Source organism: Pseudomonas sp. NPDC089422 (genome assembly GCF_044749405.1).
In the GTDB taxonomy this organism is placed as follows: Bacteria; Pseudomonadota; Gammaproteobacteria; order Pseudomonadales; family Pseudomonadaceae; genus Aquipseudomonas.
Window position 1 is genome coordinate 52,487 of the sequence record NZ_JBIVHW010000013.1, and the last position, 16,798, is coordinate 69,284.

At 67.5% G+C, this 16,798-nt stretch carries 17 protein-coding genes; all 17 read left to right on the top strand.

Going from position 1 to position 16,798, the window contains the following annotated elements; translation table 11 throughout:
• Nucleotide 1 precedes the first annotated feature (1 nt).
• The 17 genes from ACIPZ8_RS22560 (at nucleotide 2) to ACIPZ8_RS22640 (ending at nucleotide 16,781) form a co-directional block, all read left to right on the top strand.
• Nucleotides 2-877, top strand: a complete 876-nt coding sequence (locus ACIPZ8_RS22560) for a CoA-transferase (protein WP_346654536.1) — start codon at nucleotides 2-4, stop codon at nucleotides 875-877.
• An 11-nt stretch (nucleotides 878-888) separates the two neighbouring features.
• On the top strand, nucleotides 889-1,686 hold the full coding sequence (locus ACIPZ8_RS22565) for a CoA-transferase subunit beta (RefSeq protein ID WP_400727744.1): 798 nt from the start codon (nucleotides 889-891) through the stop codon (nucleotides 1,684-1,686).
• Between the two features lie 10 nt (nucleotides 1,687-1,696).
• Nucleotides 1,697-2,614, top strand: a complete 918-nt coding sequence (locus ACIPZ8_RS22570; RefSeq protein WP_400727747.1) for an enoyl-CoA hydratase — start codon at nucleotides 1,697-1,699, stop codon at nucleotides 2,612-2,614.
• Nucleotides 2,611-3,735, top strand: a complete 1,125-nt coding sequence (locus tag ACIPZ8_RS22575; RefSeq protein ID WP_400727750.1) for an NAD(P)H-dependent flavin oxidoreductase — start codon at nucleotides 2,611-2,613, stop codon at nucleotides 3,733-3,735. Before ACIPZ8_RS22570 ends, ACIPZ8_RS22575 begins: the two co-directional genes overlap by 4 nt.
• On the top strand, nucleotides 3,732-4,484 hold the full coding sequence (locus ACIPZ8_RS22580) for an enoyl-CoA hydratase family protein (RefSeq protein ID WP_400727752.1): 753 nt from the start codon (nucleotides 3,732-3,734) through the stop codon (nucleotides 4,482-4,484). The genes ACIPZ8_RS22575 and ACIPZ8_RS22580 overlap by 4 nt, the downstream gene beginning before the upstream one ends.
• A gap of 9 nt (nucleotides 4,485-4,493) precedes the next feature.
• Nucleotides 4,494-5,642: an acyl-CoA dehydrogenase family protein gene (locus tag ACIPZ8_RS22585; RefSeq protein WP_400727755.1), complete on the top strand. Its 1,149-nt coding sequence runs from the start codon at nucleotides 4,494-4,496 to the stop codon at nucleotides 5,640-5,642.
• 10 nt (nucleotides 5,643-5,652) lie between these two features.
• Complete coding sequence (locus ACIPZ8_RS22590; protein WP_400727758.1) at nucleotides 5,653-6,711, top strand: acyl-CoA dehydrogenase family protein; 1,059 nt, start codon at nucleotides 5,653-5,655, stop codon at nucleotides 6,709-6,711.
• A gap of 3 nt (nucleotides 6,712-6,714) precedes the next feature.
• Nucleotides 6,715-7,866, top strand: a complete 1,152-nt coding sequence (locus ACIPZ8_RS22595) for an acetyl-CoA C-acetyltransferase (RefSeq protein WP_400727761.1) — start codon at nucleotides 6,715-6,717, stop codon at nucleotides 7,864-7,866.
• 35 nt (nucleotides 7,867-7,901) lie between these two features.
• Complete coding sequence (locus ACIPZ8_RS22600) at nucleotides 7,902-8,780, top strand: SDR family oxidoreductase (RefSeq protein WP_400727763.1); 879 nt, start codon at nucleotides 7,902-7,904, stop codon at nucleotides 8,778-8,780.
• A 37-nt stretch (nucleotides 8,781-8,817) separates the two neighbouring features.
• Nucleotides 8,818-9,603: an SDR family oxidoreductase gene (locus tag ACIPZ8_RS22605; RefSeq protein WP_400727765.1), complete on the top strand. Its 786-nt coding sequence runs from the start codon at nucleotides 8,818-8,820 to the stop codon at nucleotides 9,601-9,603.
• A 10-nt stretch (nucleotides 9,604-9,613) separates the two neighbouring features.
• Nucleotides 9,614-10,084 carry a MaoC family dehydratase gene (locus tag ACIPZ8_RS22610; protein ID WP_400727766.1) on the top strand — a complete coding sequence of 157 codons (471 nt, stop codon included), beginning with the start codon at nucleotides 9,614-9,616 and terminating at the stop codon, nucleotides 10,082-10,084.
• Between the two features lie 6 nt (nucleotides 10,085-10,090).
• On the top strand, nucleotides 10,091-11,299 hold the full coding sequence (locus tag ACIPZ8_RS22615) for an acetyl-CoA C-acyltransferase (protein WP_400727769.1): 1,209 nt from the start codon (nucleotides 10,091-10,093) through the stop codon (nucleotides 11,297-11,299).
• Between the two features lie 361 nt (nucleotides 11,300-11,660).
• Nucleotides 11,661-12,656, top strand: coding sequence for a WD40/YVTN/BNR-like repeat-containing protein (locus ACIPZ8_RS22620; protein WP_400727772.1), 996 nt, complete (start codon nucleotides 11,661-11,663; stop codon nucleotides 12,654-12,656).
• 81 nt (nucleotides 12,657-12,737) lie between these two features.
• Entirely contained in the window at nucleotides 12,738-13,931 is a 1,194-nt protein-coding gene (locus ACIPZ8_RS22625) for a helix-turn-helix transcriptional regulator (RefSeq protein ID WP_400727775.1), read from the top strand.
• A 76-nt stretch (nucleotides 13,932-14,007) separates the two neighbouring features.
• Nucleotides 14,008-15,384, top strand: coding sequence for a DUF1329 domain-containing protein (locus ACIPZ8_RS22630; protein ID WP_400727778.1), 1,377 nt, complete (start codon nucleotides 14,008-14,010; stop codon nucleotides 15,382-15,384).
• A 129-nt stretch (nucleotides 15,385-15,513) separates the two neighbouring features.
• Nucleotides 15,514-16,554, top strand: coding sequence for a Rieske 2Fe-2S domain-containing protein (locus ACIPZ8_RS22635; RefSeq protein ID WP_400727781.1), 1,041 nt, complete (start codon nucleotides 15,514-15,516; stop codon nucleotides 16,552-16,554).
• Between the two features lie 53 nt (nucleotides 16,555-16,607).
• Nucleotides 16,608-16,781, top strand: coding sequence for a hypothetical protein (locus ACIPZ8_RS22640; RefSeq protein ID WP_400727784.1), 174 nt, complete (start codon nucleotides 16,608-16,610; stop codon nucleotides 16,779-16,781).
• The last annotated feature ends 17 nt before the right edge of the window (nucleotides 16,782-16,798 follow it).

The following is a 16,798-nucleotide window of genomic DNA, read 5'->3' on the forward strand; positions in this document are numbered from 1 at the left end:
CATGAACAAACAAATGACCAGTGCCGATGCCGTCGCCCAGCTGCGCGACGGCATGACCATCGGCTTCGGTGGCTGGGGGCCGCGGCGCAAGCCGATGGCCATTGTCCGGGAAATCCTCCGCTCGCCGGTCAAGGACCTGACCGTGGTCGCCTATGGCGGCCCGGAGGTCGGCATGCTGTGTGCGGCCGGCAAGGTGCGCAAGCTGGTGTTCGGCTTCGTCACCCTCGATGCCATCCCGCTTGAACCCTACTACCGCAAAGCCCGCGAGGCGGGCGAGCTGGAGCTGATGGAGCTCGACGAGGGCATGTTCCAGTGGGGCCTGCGTGCGGCTGGCATGCGCCTGCCGTTTCTGCCCACCCGCTGTGGCCTGGCCACCGATGTGACGCGGCTGAACCCGGCGTTGAAGACCGTCCGCTCGCCCTATGACGACGGTGAAGTGCTGCTGGCCATGCCGGCGCTGGAACTGGACGTGGCGTTCTTGCATGTGAACGTCGCCGACCGCCTGGGCAACTGCCTGGTCACCGGCCCCGACCCGTATTTCGACCACCTGTTCGCCCGGGCCGCCAAGCAGTGCTTCGTCTCGTGCGAACGCCTGGAAGAACGCCTGCAGCTCGATGCCGAGCAGGCCCGCGGCAACACCTTCGAGCGTTACCTGGTGACCGGTGTGGTGCATGCACCGCTCGGTGCCCACCCGACCTCTTGTCCGTCGGACTACGGCTGGGACCTGGAGCACCTCAAGGGCTATGTCGCCAGCGCCCAGGAAGAGGGCGGCTGGCAACGCTACGTCGAGGCCTGCGTGGCCGGCGGCGAGCAGGCCTACCAGGCGCACAACGGCGGCGCCGCGCGCATGGGCGCCTTGCCCCTTCCCGTGTTCTGAGGATTCCCTGTATGACAACCACCCAAGCATTCACCCTGGCCGAACTGCTGATCGTGGCCGCCGCCGAAGCCTGGCGCGGCAATGGCGAGGTCATCGCCTCGGGCCTGGGCGTGATTCCGCGCCTGGGCGCCAGCCTTGCCAAGCTCACCCACAGCCCCGAGCTGCTGATGACCGACAGCGAGGCGTTCCTGGTCGAGGAGCCGATCCCGCTGGGCCCGCGTGGCGAACAGGCGCCACGCTACAGCGGCTACCTGAGCTTCGAGCGGGTGTTCGAATGCGTCTGGGGCGGCCGCCGTCACGCCATGATCGGGCCGACCCAGGTCGACCGCTGGGGCCAGACCAACCTGTCCTGCGTCGGCGACTACCACAAACCGCGCACCGCGATGCTCGGCGTGCGTGGCTTGCCGGGCAACAGCATCAATCATCTCAACTCGTTCTTCGTGCCCAACCACAGCACCCGGGTGTTTGTCAGCGGCGAAGTGGACATGGTCTCCGGCGTCGGCTTCAAGGCCGAGCGCTGGCCCGAGGGCGCGCGCCGCGACCTGATGGACATCCGCCAGGTCATCACCGACCTGTGCACCCTGGACTTCGACGGCCCTGGCCGCGCCGCCCAGGTGCGCACCCTGCACCCGGGCGTGAGCTTCGACGAAGTGCAGGACAAGACCGGCTTCCCGTTGCTGCGCTCGGCGCAGCTGCGCGAGACCGTGCACCCGAATGCCGAGCAACTGGCGCTGATCCGCCGTCTCGACCCCCATGGCCTGCGTGCCAGCGCGATCAAGGGCAACCCGCCCGGCATCCGCGCTGCCTGAGGACACCACCATGCACAGCAGCGACAGCCAATTCGTCAGCCGCGAAGATGCGGCCGTGTACGAGACCCAGGACCCGGTGCTGTATGCCGTGGCCGACGGTATCGCCACGCTCACCCTCAATCGCCCGGCGTTCAACAACGCGCAGAACTCGCAGATGACCTACGCCCTGGACGCGGCCTTGCGCCAGGCGGTGGACGACGACAGCGTCAAGGTCATCGTGTTGTGCGGTGAGGGCCGGCACTTTTCCGCAGGCCACGACATCGGCACCCCCGGGCGCGACATCAACAAGCCGTTCGAGCGTGCGCACCTGTGGTGGGACCACACCAACAAGCCAGGTGGCGAGCAGCTGTATGCCCGCGAGCAGGAGGTCTACCTGGGCATGTGCCGGCGCTGGCGCGAGCTGCCCAAGCCGACCATCGCCATGGTCCATGGCGCCTGCGTGGCCGGTGGGCTGATGTTGGCGTGGGTGTGCGACCTGATCGTTGCCAGCGACGATGCGTTCTTCCAGGACCCGGTGGTGCGCATGGGCATCCCCGGGGTGGAGTACTTCGCCCATCCCTATGAACTGAACCCGCGCATCGCCAAGGAATTCCTGTTCTGTGGCGAGCGCATGAGCGCCGAGCGTGCCTACCAGATGGGCATGGTCAACCGCGTGGTACCGCGCGAGCAGTTGCAGGCGGTGACCTATGCCCTGGCGGCGAGCATCGCCCGCCAGCCACGCATGGGCCTGGCCTTGACCAAGCAGGCGATCAACCACGTCGAGGACCTGCAAGGCAAGCGCACGGCCATGGATGCGGCATTCGCCTGGCACCATTTCGCCCATGCCCACAACGAGCTGCTATCGGGTGACAAGCTCGGCGGCTTCGATGCCAAGGGCATGGCCCAGGCCAACAAGCAGGCGCTGCGCGCCGAAGGGGGCGAGCGGTGAGCCGCTGGATGAACACCGCGCTGACCGAGGCGCTGGGCTGCCGCTACCCGGTGGTGCAGACCGCCATGGGTTGGGTTTCCGATGCCAACCTGGTGATCGCCACCACCCAGGCTGGCGGCTTCGGCTTCCTGGCCGGAGCGACGATTGCCGCCCCTGCGCTGGAGGCGGAGATCCGCAGGGTGATCGACGCCACCGGCGGCAGCAACTTCGGCCTCAACTTCCACATGTTCCAGGACAACGCTGCGCAGTGCGTCGACCTGGCCATCCGTTACCGCTTGCGTGCCGTCAGCTATGGGCGCGGGCCGGATGCGCAGACCATCGCCCGCTTCAAGGCGGCCGGGGTGCTGTGCATGCCCACCGTCGGTGCCCTCAAGCATGCGCTCAAGGCCCAGCAGCTGGGCGCCGACCTGATCACCCTGCAGGCGGGCGAGGGCGGTGGCCACACGGGCGGCGTACCGGGCTCGATCCTGTTGCCGCAGGTACTGGCGGCGGTGCGTGTGCCGGTGATCGCTGCAGGTGGCCATTCCACCGGGCGTGGCCTGGCCGCCGTGCTGGCGGCCGGGGCCAGTGGCATCGCCATGGGCACCCGGTTCCTGATGACCCGCGAATCGCCGACCCCGGCCAGCACCCTGGCGCGCTACCTCATGGTCGACGACCCACAACAGGTACGGGTGACCACCGCGGTGGACGGCATGCGCCATCGCATGATCGAAAACCGCTTCATCAACCGCCTCGAACAGGCCGGGCCATTCGGCCGCCTGCGCATCGCCCTGGCCAGTGCCTGGCAATGGAAGCAACAGACCGGCATGAGCCTGGCGCACATGGGCGCGGTGTTCGTGCGCGCCCTGCGCGAGGACCCGGCGGCGCTGTCGCAGGTGGTCATGGCCGCCAACCAGCCGGTGCTGCTGCAGCGCTCGATGGTCGATGGCGAGCCGGACGCCGGCATCCTGCCCAGCGGCCAGGTGGCGGCGGCGATCAGCGAGCTGCTGAGCTGCCGCGAGGTCATCGACGGCATTGTTGCCGAGGCCAACCAGTGCCTGGACGCCTTGCTCGCCCGCTGCCCGGCCGAAGTGTCGGTAACCCCCAACGACAGACTTGCCCCTAGCGGAGAACGCGCATGAACCCGGCCTTCACCACCCAGATCGACCAGGGCATTGCCGAACTGGTCATCGACAAACCACCGGTCAACGCCCTCGACAGCCAGCAATGGCGCGCCCTGGCCGCGCAGATCAGCGCACTGGGTGCCAACCCCGAGGTGCGCGTCATCGTCATCCGCGCCGAGGGGCGCGGCTTCTGTGCCGGCGTCGACATCAAGGAGCTGGACGCCCACCCCGAGCGCATCGTCGAGGTCAACGCCGGCAACTACGAGACCTTCAAGGCGGTGCACCGCAACCCGGTGCCGGTGATCGTCGCCGTGCATGGCTTTGTGCTGGGCGGTGGCATCGGCATTACGGGTGCCGCCGACATCGTCGTGGCCGCCGACTGTGCGCGCTTTGCCCTGCCGGAAGTGGACCGCGGCGCCATGGGCGGCGGCGCCCACCTGCAGCGGCTGTTCCCGGTGCAGAAGGTGCGCTACCTGTTCTTCACCGGCGACAGCATCGACGCCACCCAGGCCCAGGCCTACGGCTTCATCGAGCGCGTGGTACCCCGGGCACAGCTGCGTGAAACGGCCCTGGACATTGCCGCCCGTATCGCCGCCAAGAGCCCGGGGATGATCCGCATCGCCAAGGAAGCCTTGAACGGCATCGAGGACGGCAACCTGGAAGACAAGTACCGCTGGGAGCAGGGCTTCACCTTGCAGGCCTACACCAGCCCCGACTCGGCGGAAACCCGTCGGGCGTTTGTCGAAAAACGCGACGCCAAGTTCTGAGGGAACGCCATGCAACTGACCTATACCCCCAAGCAGCAGGCCTTTCGTGCCGAAGTGCGGGCGTGGCTCGCCCACAACCTGCCACGCGAGCCGCTGGCCAGCTACGACACCCGGGAAGGCTTCGAGCAGCACCGAGCCTGGGAAGCGAAGCTGTTCGAGAGCCGCTGGTCGATGGTGATGTGGCCCGCCGAGCTTGGCGGGCGTGGCTGCGACCTGACCGAATGGCTGATCTTCGAGGAAGAGTACTACGGCGCTGGCGCGCCGATGCGGGTCAACCAGAACGGCCAGTTGCTGCTCGGCCCGACCCTGATGGAGTTCGGTACTGCCGAACAGAAGCGCCGCTTCCTGCCGCGCATGGCAGCCAGCGTCGACATGTGGGCGCAGGGCTGGTCGGAGCCCAACGCCGGCTCGGACATGGCGGCGATCACCAGCAAGGCGCTGCTCGATGGCGACCACTACGTGATCAATGGCCAGAAGACCTGGTCGACCCGGGCGATCTACGCCGACTGGCTGTTCGGCCTGTTCCGCAGCGAGCCGGGCTCCAGCCGCCACCATGGCCTGTCGTTCCTGATGGTGCCGCTCGACGCGCCCGGGGTCAGCATTCGCCCGATCAAGGCGCTCAACGGCAAGGACGCCTTTGCCGAAGTGTTCTTCGACGACGTGCGCGTGCCGGTGGCCAACCGCATCGGCGCCGAGGGCCAGGGTTGGCACGTGGCGATGGCCACTGCCGGCTTCGAGCGGGGGCTGCTGCTGCGCTCGCCGGCGCGCTTCCAGTACACCGCGCGCAAGCTGGTGGAGCTGTTCAAGGCCCACCCTGAAAGCGCCGCGCGCGACCCGGCCCTGGGCGATGCGGTGATCGACTGCTGGATGGGCGCCGAAGCCTATGCCCTGTCGGCCTATCACACGGTGGGGCGGCTGGCCCGCGGCGAGCAGATCGGCGCCGAGTCGAGCATCAACAAGATCATCTGGTCCGAGCTCGACCTGAAGATGCACGAAACCGCCATGCGCCTGCTGGGTGCCCGTGGCGAGCTGCTGGCCGGCGCAGCGGCGGGCTGGCTGGAAGGCTTCCTGTTCGCCCAGGCGGGGCCGATCTACGCCGGCACCAACGAGATCCAGCGCAACATCATCGCCGAGCGCATGCTCGGCCTGCCCAAGTAAGGACCAGGCCATGGACTTCACCTTTACCGATGACCAGCTGTCGTTTCGCGAAGCCATCAGCCGTTTCCTGATGACCGAAGCCGCCCCGGAGATGCTCCGGGAAATCTGGGAGACCGACGCCGGCCGTTCGCCGGACCTGCGCAACCGCATCGCCGCCCAGGGCCTGACCGCGCTGTCGGTGCCCGAAGCCGAAGGCGGGCTGGGCATGGATGATGTGGCTTGGGCGCTGATGACCCAGGAGCTGGGCTACTACGGCATCCCCGACTCGCTGGCCGACACCGCCTACGTGGCCGCCGGCCTGCTGGCCAGCCTCGACCCCGGCCACCCGGCACGGGCCGGGCTGCTGCCGCGCATTGCCGAGGGCAGCGTGCGCCTGGCGATCAGCCACGGCATCAACCCGCTGGTCAGCGATGCCCAACTGGCCGAGGTGCTGATCCTGCCTGCGGGCGACGACTTGCACCTGGTGCCCCGTGCGGCGGTGGATGTGCAGGCCAACCCGAGCATCGATGCCTCGCGGCGCCTCGGCCAGGTGAGCTGGAACCCGACGCCGCAGACCCTGCTGGCCAGTGGCGAGCAAGGTCGGCGCCTGCGGGCGCAGATGCTCGACCGTGGCGCGCTGTCGGTGGCCGGCCAGTTGCTCGGCCTGGCCCAGCGCATGCTCGACCTGTCGGTGGACTACGTGGCCCAGCGCAAGCAGTTCGGCCGGCCGATCGGCAGCTTCCAGGCGGTCAAGCACCACCTGGCCGACGTGGCACGCCAGATCGAGCAAGCCAAACCGGTGCTGTACCGTGCCGCCCATGGCCTGGCCCAGGGCGAGGCGAGCGCTTCGGTTTGGGTTTCGCAGGCCCGCCTGGCGTGCTGCGAGGCCAGCTGGCTGGCGGCGCGCCAGGGCATCCAGGTGCATGGCGCAATGGGGTACACCTGGGAAGTCGACCTGCAGATGTTCATGAAGCGGGCCTGGGCGCTGGACGCGTCCTGGGGCGACCGCGGTTTCCACAAGTCCCGTGTCGGCGCCTTCCTGTTCGCCGACAACACCCGGCTCGGGCCGGGGCATACCTTCGAGGAGTAGCACATGGCACAGGCTTATATCGTCGATGCACTGCGCAGCCCCACCGGCAAGCGCAAGGGCGCGCTGGCCGAGGTGCACGCTATCGACCTGGGCGCGCATGTGCTCAAGGCCCTGGTGGCGCGCAATGCCATCCCGGCCGAGGATTACGACGACGTGATCTTTGGCTGTGTCGACACCATTGGCGCCCAGGCCGGCGACATCGCCCGCACCAGCTGGCTGGCCGCCGGGCTGCCGCTGTCGGTGCCGGGGACCACCGTCGACCGCCAGTGCGGTTCGTCGCAGCAGGCCCTGCACTTTGCCGCCCAGGCGGTGATGAGCGGCACCCAGGATGTGGTGGCGGTCGGCGGCGTGCAGACCATGACCCGCATTCCGATCGCTTCGGCGATGCTCGCCGGGCAGCCGCTGGGCTTTGCCGACCCGTTCAGCGGCAGCGCGGGCTGGCGTGCGCGCTTCGGCACGCAGCCGGTCAACCAGTTCTATGCCGCGCAGCGTATTGCCGACCATTGGCAGATCAGCCGCGAGCAGATGGAGGCGTTCGCCCTGGAAAGCCATCAGCGGGCGTTGGCGGCCATGGCGAGTGGGCGCTTTGCCCGGGAGATCGTCGGTTACCAGGGGCTGAACGTGGATGAAACGCCGCGCCAGAGCAGCCTGGCGAAAATGGCCGAGCTGCAGCCGGTCGATCCGCAGTACCCGTCGATCACGGCCGCGGTGTCGAGCCAGACCTGCGATGCGTCGGCGGCGTTGCTGGTGGTCTCCGAGGCCGCGCTCAAGCGCTACGACCTGACCCCACGGGCGCGCATCCACCACCTGACGGTGCTCGGCGACGACCCGATCTGGCACCTCACCGCGCCCATCGCCGCCACCCGCAGGGCCTTGCAACGCACCGGTCTGCGCATGGGCGACATCGATCGGGTGGAAATCAACGAAGCGTTCGCCTCGGTAGTGATGGCCTGGAGCAAGGAACTCGACTACGACCCGGCCCGTACCAACGTCAATGGTGGTGCCATCGCCCTCGGCCATCCGCTCGGCGCGACCGGCGCCCGGCTGACCACCACGTTGCTCAACGAACTGGAATGCAGCGGTGGCCGTTATGGCTTGCAGACCATGTGCGAGGGCGGTGGCCAGGCCAACGTGACGATCATCGAGCGCCTTTGAGCCGCGCTCTTCATTCCAAGCAAAAGGATTCAGACATGGCGATATGTGAAGGCCGCACCGTGATCATCACCGGTGCCGGCGGCGGGCTGGGCCGCGCCTATGCACTGGCATTTGCCGCCCAGGGCGCCCAGGTGGTGGTCAACGACATCCGCGCCGAGGCGGCCCAGGCGGTGGCCGCCGAGATCCGCGTCAGCGGTGGCCAGGCCATCGGCAACAGCGACGACATCACCAGCCTGGCCAGCGCCCAGCGCATCATCGACGCCGCGCTGTCAGCGTTCGGCGAGGTGCATGTGCTGGTCAATAACGCCGGGGTGCTGCGTGACCGCATGTTCATCAGCCTGGAGGAGGACGACTGGGACCTGGTGATGCGCGTGCACCTCAAAGGCCATTACTGCCTGGCCAACCTGCTCGGGCGCCGCTGGCGCGACCTGGCCAAGGCCGGCACTCCGGTGGCCGGGCGGATCATCAACACCAGCTCCGGGGCCGGCCTGCAGGGTTCGATTGGCCAGTCCAACTATGCCGCAGCCAAAGGTGGCATCGCGGCGCTGACCCTGGTGCAGGCGGCGGAGCTGGCGCGCTACGGCGTCACTGCCAATGCCCTGGCACCGGCGGCGCGCACGGCGATGACCGAAAGTGCGATGCCGGACGTGGTCAAGGCGCCGGAGGACGGCAGTTTCGATGCCTGGGCACCGGAAAACGTCGCGCCGTTGGTGGTGTGGCTGGGCAGTGTCGAGTCCGCCCAGGTGACCGGGCAGGTGTTCGAAAGCCAGGGCGGGCGGATTTCGCTGGCCGATGGCTGGCGCACCGGCACCACCCAGGACAAGGGCGGGCGCTGGCAGGTCGAGGAAATCGGCCCGGCCGTGGCGCAGATCCTGGCCCAGGCACCCGCGGCACAACGGGTCTGGGGCAGCTGATCCGCGCCTGGCGACCTTTGACTTGAGGAAAAAACCCATGAAACACGTTCCCCCTTATGTACCCGGCCACCAGTTGCTGGCCGGCAAGTCGGTGCTGATCACGGCTGCTGCCGGTGCCGGCATCGGTTATTCGGCGGCCCGGCGCAGCGCCGAGGAAGGCTGCCGGGCGCTGATGATTTCCGATGTGCACCCGCGCCGCCTTGAAGAGGCAGTGGAGCGCCTGAAGGTGGAAACCGGCCTGCAAGCCATTCATGGCCAGCTGTGCGACGTCACCGTGGAGGCCGATGTGCAGGCCCTGGTCGACCGCGCCGAAAGCCTGCTGGGCGGCGTCGATGTGCTGATCAACAACGCCGGGCTCGGCGGCCAGAAGGCCGTGGTCGAGATGACCGACCAGGAATGGTCGCGGGTGCTGGATGTGACCCTCACCGGCACCTTCCGCATGACCCGGGCAATGCTGCCGCACATGCAGCGGCGCGGCGCCGGGGCGATCGTCAACAACGCCTCGGTGCTGGGCTGGCGGGCGCAGAAGGAGCAGGCCCACTATGCCGCAGCCAAGGCCGGAGTGATGGCGCTGACCCGCTGCAGCGCGCTGGAGGCGGCCGAGCATGGCGTGCGCATCAACGCGGTGTCGCCGTCGATTGCCCTGCACGACTTCCTCAAGAAGGCCTCCAGCGAAGCGTTGCTGGCCAGCCTGGCCAGCCGCGAGGCCTTTGGCCGCGCCGCCGAGGTCTGGGAGGTCGCCAACGTGATGATGTTCCTGGCCAGTGACTACGCGTCGTACATGGTCGGCGAAGTGTTGTCGGTCAGTTCGCAGCAAGCCTGAGGAGCGCCCCATGAATCATGTCTTCAACAATGCCCAGACCTTGCTCGCCGCCGAGGGCATGGACCTTGGCCACAGTGAATGGCTGACCATCAGCCAGCCGCGCATCGACCTGTTTGCCGAAGCCACGGGCGACCACCAGTGGATTCATGTCGACCCGGAACGGGCCGCGCAAGGCCCGTTCGGTGCCTGCATTGCCCACGGCTACCTGACCCTGTCGCTGGTCAACCTGTTCCTGCCGCAGCTGCTGACCATAGACAACCTGGCCATGGGGGTGAACTACGGCAGCGACCGGGTGCGCTTCCCGGCGCCGGTGCGCGTGGGTGCGCGGGTGCGTGGCCGTGGCCAGATCCTGCGTGCCGAGCAGCTGGCCGACAGCGTGCAGCTGGTGGTGCGGGTCAGCGTCGAGATCGAAGGCGAAAGCCGCCCGGGCTGCGTGATCGACACCATCAGCCGCTACACCTTCAACCCTGTTACCGAGTGAGCCGTCATGGACCAGAATGAAGCCGTCATCGTTGCCACCGCGCGTACTGCGTTGGCCAAGTCGTTCCGTGGGTCGTTCAACGACACCGAGGCCCCTGTGCTGGGCGGGCACGTGGTGCGTGCCGTGGTCGAGCGCAGCGGGGTCGAGGCCGCGGCCATCGACGATGTGATCATGGGCGCCGCCGTACAGCAGGGCACCCAGGCCTACAACATCGGCCGCCTGTGCGCCTATACCGGCGGGCTGCCCCACAGCGTGCCGGGCATGGCCGTGGACCGCATGTGCGCCTCGGGCCTGATCAGCATCGGCATGGCCGCCAAGGGCATCGTCACGGGCGAGCTGAACATTGCCATCGGCGGCGGCGTGGAGTCGCTGTCGCTGACCCAGACCAAGCACAAGAACAGCTACCGGGCCCAGTCCCAGGCGGTGCAGGCGCTGATGCCGGACGCCTACATCCCGATGCTGGAGACCGCCGAGATCGTGTCGCGCCGTTATTGCATCAGCCGTGCCGCGCAGGACGAGTATTCGCTGCAGAGCCAGCTGCGAACCGCGGCTGCCCAGCGTGACGGGCTGTTTGACGAAGAGCTGGTGCCGCTGGAGGTCGACAAGCTGCTGTTCGACCAGGACGGCCAGCCCGCCGGGCATCAGCGCGTGCGCGTCGAGCGTGACGAATGCAACCGCCCGGGCACGCGCCTGGAGGACCTGGCCGCGCTGAAGCCGGTGTGGAAGGACGGCAAGTGGGTGAGCCATGGCGAGTTCGTCACGGCGGGCAATGCTTCGCAGTTTTCCGATGGTGCGTCGGCCAGCCTGTTGATGAGCCGGGCCGAGGCACGCAGGCGCGGGCTGACACCGTTGGGCATCTATCGCGGTATCGCACTGGCCGGTTGTGCGCCGCAGGAAATGGGTATCGGGCCGGTGCTGGCAGTACCCAGGCTGCTCAAGCGCTTTGGCCTGGGGGTGGCGGATATTGGCCTGTGGGAGATCAACGAGGCGTTTGCCTGCCAGGTGCTGCATTGCCGGGATGCGCTGGAAATTCCGCCGGAGCGGTTGAATGTGAATGGCGGGGCGATTGCCATTGGGCATCCGTTTGGCATGTCCGGGGCGCGGATGGTGGGGCATGCGTTGCTGGAAGGGCGGCGGCGCGGGGTGCGGTATGTGGTGGTGGCGATGTGCATTGGTGGCGGGATGGGGGCGGCGGGGTTGTTTGAGTTGCCATGAACCTGGCTTGGGATTTTCAGCGCCTGTGAGATCGAGCGCCGCCCGCGCGGCGCATCGCAGGCAAGCCTGCTCCTACATCTGTTTCGGGCCAGTCATGCCTGCACCAATGGCGCGCGCCCCCTTGTTTGTACGACGCGATATCGAGCCATGCGCCAAGGGCACGCGCGCAAATGGACGCAGGAGAGACTGGCCCGAAACAGATGTAGGAGCAGGCTTGCCTGCGATGCGCCGCGCGGGCGGCGCTCGATCTCATAGGCGCCACACCCCTAAAGGCGAACATCCCCGCGCTACCCCATTTGGACGATGCCCCCAGCCCACCCCACCCAGATCATCCAGGCACAATTCCAAGAGGGTCACCCCAATGAAGCCTGCCTCGCGCCAGCTGACCGGCTATGTCATGAGCGCCATCGTCATCGCCGCCGTGGTTTTTGCCTTCGCCCCCCGCCAACCCGCGCCCCTGGCGGTCACCGAGGTGCTGGCCGACCGGGTCCAGGTCAATGCGCTGATCAGCAGCGGTGACCGGCTGATTGCCGTCGGTGAACGCGGCACACTGCTGGCCAGCCGTGACAGCGGCCGCAGCTGGCAGGCCAGCCAGCCTGGCATCGGGCGCGAGGTGACGCTGACGGGCGTGGTCGCTCTGAACGACCAGGTCCTGGTCGCGGTTGGCCACGATGGCTGGATCCTGCGCTCGGGCGATGCCGGCCAGACCTGGCAGGAAAAGCACTACGACGCCGACCTCGGCGAACCGCTGTTGGGCGTGTGGAGTGCAGACGGCAAGCAGGTGGTGGCCTACGGCAGCTATGGCAAGTACCTGATCTCCGACGATGCCGGTGAGCACTGGGCCGCACGCGAAATGCCCGGTGACGGTGCCCACTTCAACGGCCTCGACGGCGGCACTGACGGCCGCCAGATGCTGGTCGGCGAGCAGGGCCTGGTGCTGCGCTCCAGCGATGGCGGCCAGCACTGGCAGCAGATGCCGGCCTTCTACAATGGCTCGCTGTTCGGTGTGGTGCGCCTCTCGGCTTCGACCTGGCTGGCCTACGGCATGCGTGGCCACGTGTTTCGCAGCCGCGACTTCGGTGACAGCTGGGCGCGGGTCGAGGTCGGCAGCAGCCAGCCGATCTACGGCCACGCCCGCTTGCCGGGGCAGGCCGGGCTGGTGCTGGTGGGCGGCGGCAGCCGGCTGATTCACCTGGATGCCGAAGGCGACTTGCTCGGCATCGACCAGCTCAGTGGCCTGGGTACCTTGACCTCGGCGGTAGGGCTCAGCGGCCGCCACCTGCTGGTAGCCGGTGAACGTGGCGTGTTCCAGGGCGCACAACGCGGCGTGGCGCTGAGCCAGGCGGCGCGGCCATGAGCGGCGCCCGCAGCGAGCCCTGGGTGCGCCGTTGTGCCGACCTGCTGTTCGGTGCCCGTGCCCCTGATCTGGAGCCTGCCCATGCTGCCTAACGCCCAGGTGTTGGCCCAGCTGGGCATCGAGCTCGGCGAGTATGAGCGCCTGATCGGCAACATGTACGATGCGGCGCTCGATACCCAGCGGCTCAACGAGGCCCTGCGCCAACTGCGTGGGCTGTTCGCGGCCAGCTACGTGACGCTGATCCTGCGGGTGCTCGACGCCCCGTTGCTGTCGCCGATGATGGTCGCTGGCGATGTCGAGCCGGAGGAGGGCGGCGTCAACCATTTCGCCTACTGCGAGAAGGCGTCGCTGTTCGACAGGCTGCCGGTGGACACGGTGTTCACCGTCGACGAACTGATGAGCGATGCCGAGTGGGCCTGTTCGTCGTTCTACCTGCTGTACTGCGCGCCCTACGGCTGCTTCCACATGCTCGGCGTCGACATCAGCCTGCCCGACGGTGGGACTCTGCGCCTGCGCATCAACCGCCCACGCGGGCAGGCGCGCTTTGGCGAACTGGAGCGGGCGCTGTGCGCAATGCTGGTGCCGCACCTGCGCCGGGCCCTGTACATGCACGCGCTGCTCGACCGCAGCGCCTCGCTGGGCACGCTGTACTCCCAGGCCATCAACCGCCTGGCCGTCGCCACCATCGTGCTCGACGAGACCGGCAGTGTGCTGCAGCTGAACCCGGTGGCCCGCGACATCCTCGACAGCAACGACGGGCTGAAACTGGTGGGTGGCCGCCTGGAGGCCACCTACCCGAGCGACAACCGCGAGCTGGGCCGGCTGGTGCGCAGCGCCTTCCTGCGCAGCCGGCAAGGCAACCTGACCGCACAAGGCGCCGAGGCGATGTCGGTGTCGCGCCCGTCCGGGCAGGTCAATCTGGGGGTGGTGGTGGAGCTGGTGCCGTCCCAGGAGCTGGTCGAGGGCAAGGGCAAGCCGACGGTGGTGGTGTACGTGCGCGACGCGGTGGGCAAGTCGTTGGCGAGTAACACGGTGACCGCACAGCTGTACAACCTCACCCCGGCAGAAACCGGCCTGGCCCTGGAGCTGGCCAACGGCCTGTCCCTGGAAGAGGCGTCCGAGCGCCTCAACATCCGCCGCAACACGGCACGTGCGCACTTGCGCTCGATCTTCTCGAAGACCGGGGTACGGCGCCAGACCGAGCTGGTGCGGATCATGCTCAACAGCGTGGTTGCGCTGGGCGAGCCCGGCAGCGTGGCGCCGCAAACGCGTTAGTCCGAGCGGACGATGCTGCTGCCGCGAGGGGCTGCCGATACTGGGCCACCGCTATCGGTAACCAAGGAGAACAATAATGACCGAGAGTATTCTGGCGCGCCGCGGCCTGGCCCTGGGCCTGCTGCTGGCTGCGGCGCCGGGTGTGGCGCTGGCCGCGCCCGAGGATGTCGAGCGCCTGGGCAAGGACCTGACCTGCCTCGGCGCCGACCCCAGCGGCAATGCCGACGGCAGCATCCCGCCGTTCTCCGGCAAGTGGCTGGGCGTGCCGCCGCATGTGGCGTTCAAGGGCACCGGCCAGCACCCGGTCGATCCGTACCCTGATGAAAAGCCCTTGTTCGTGATCACTGCCGACAACCTCGGGCAATACGCCGATGCCTTGTCTGACGGGCAGAAGGCGCTGTTCAAGTTGTACCCGGCGACCTTCAAGATGCCGGTCTACCCCAGCCACCGCGACTTTCGCTTCGACGATACGGTGTGCCAGGCCACCCGCGAGAACGCCAGGCTGGCCAAGCTGGTGGACGACGGCGAGGGCGTGGTCGGCAAGACCGGCGGCACGCCATTCCCGGTACCGCGCAGCGGCCTGGAACTGCTGAAGAACGCGTCGACCTTCACCTTGCGCGCCTGGACCGAGGAATACACCTCTGACAACGCCTATGTGCTCAAAAACGGCAACATCAACTGGGGCCGCGTGCATTCGCGCAACCTGGCCCCGGCGCTGGAGCCGGGCAAGGTCGGTGACACGCTGGGCAACTCGTCGTTCTACCTCAACGAAACCCTGCTGCCGCAACGCGACAAGGGCGAGATCAACACCGGCACCGAGTTCTGGAACGACAAGACCGAACCGCGCCAGGCCTGGCGCTACGACCCGGGCACGCGGCGGGTGCGGCAGTCGCCCGGCTATGGCTTCGACATGTCGTTCCCGGGCAGTGGCGGCTCGATCACCGTCGATGAGGTGCGCCTGTTCAACGGCTCGGGCCAGCGTTACGACTGGAAGATCGTCGGCAAGCGGGAAATGTTCATCCCCTACAACGCCTACCGCCTGCATGCGCCGGACCTCAAGTACGCCGACCTGCTCACGCCCGGGCACATCAACCCGCAGGCCATGCGCTACGAGCGCCATCGGGTGTGGGAGCTGGAAGGCACGCTGAAGCCGGGTTACCGCCACTTGTACGGCAAGCGCAAGCTGTACATCGACGAGGACACCTGGTTCCCGATGCTGGCCGACAACTACGACATCCGCGGCGAGCTGTGGCGGACCTCGATGGTCAACTATTTCTATGCCTACGAGTCGCAACGGCCCCAGGCCGGCGTCGGTCTGTACCACGACCTCAACGCCGGCAGCTACCTGGCCTTCAACCTGATCAACCAGCAGCGCACCGGCTACCTGCTCAACCGCCCCGGCTTCAGCCCGCGCGACTTCGGCCCGGAAGCGGCGCGGCGCTTTGGCCAATGAGCCGCGGCCTAGTCCGATTGAAGGATGAGGGCCGGGCACGGCTGCTCAAAGATAGCGGCCAGGTAATCCCCCCGGAACCGCAGGGGTATTGCCGGTGATTGGCGTACCCCCTACAGGAATAACAACAACATGACCAAACTCGCCGAACTCTCCATCGACAGCGCCCAGCGCACCCACCGCTACGCCCGGGGCTGGCATTGCCTGGGCGTGGCCGACGACTACCGTGATGGCAAGCTGCACACCCTGAACGTGTTCGGCACGCGCCTGGTGGCGTTTGCCAATAGTGCCGGCGCCATCAGCATTCTCGACGCGTTCTGCCCGCACATGGGCGCCGACCTGTCCCAGGGCACTATCGAGAACGACACCGTGGTCTGCCCGTTCCACCACTGGAAGTACGACACCAGCGGCAAGTGCGTGGACATCCCTTACTGCAAGCGCATACCACCCAAGGCCAAGACCCGCAGCTGGCTGACCTGCGAGGAAAACAACCTGCTGTTCGTCTGGAACAACCCGGAAGGGCGCCCGCCGAAGGAGGGCGTGGTCATTCCGCACCTGCCAGAGATGGACGACCCCGAGTGGATCCACGACTGGAACATCGACACCATGCTGATCGAGACCAACCCGCGCGAGCTGGTCGACAACCTGGTCGACGCCCAGCATTTCGGGCCGGTGCACGGCACCCCGACCAAGTACTTTGCCAACGAGTTCGAAGGGCACATCGGCCGGCAGATCTTCCACGGCGACTCCGAGCGCCTGGGCGGCGATTTGATTGCGCCATCGGCGTACTACGGGCCGGCCACCCACTTCACCGAGCTGAGCTCGATGTTCGGCGATGTGCGGGTGCATGCGATCCTGCTCAACAGCCACGTGCCGGTGACCCCGGACAGCTTCGTGCTGCGCTTCGGTTGCATGGTCAAGCGGGTGCCGGGCCTGACCGATGAGCAGAACAGTGAGATCGCCAAGGCCTACGTCAAAGGCAACCGCGATTCGTTCTACCAGGACGTGGATATCTGGAAGCACAAGGTGCGTATCGACAAGCCGGTGCTGGCCGAGAACGACGGCCCGGTGTACCAGCTGCGCGAGTGGTACCAGCAGTTCTTTACCGACGAGGACCAGGTGCCGGCAAGCATGGCCGAGCGCCGCGAGATCATCACGGTGGATGAACGCTGAGTGCTTGCGCCCTGCCAGCCAGCCTGGCAGGGCGGCAGATCGAGAGGTGGATCATGAAGATACAGCGCTTGCTGGCGTATTGCGTGCCGCTGTCGGTGGTACTGATCATCGGCCTGACGTTGCTGGCCTCGGTAGCGCCCGAGTCTGCCGGGGCCAGGGCGTGCCGACAGATTCCGGGTTGCATGAGCATCCTGCCGAGCTTCCAGGGCTTTCCCGGGGTTCGCTGAGCGGTGCAGATGCCATG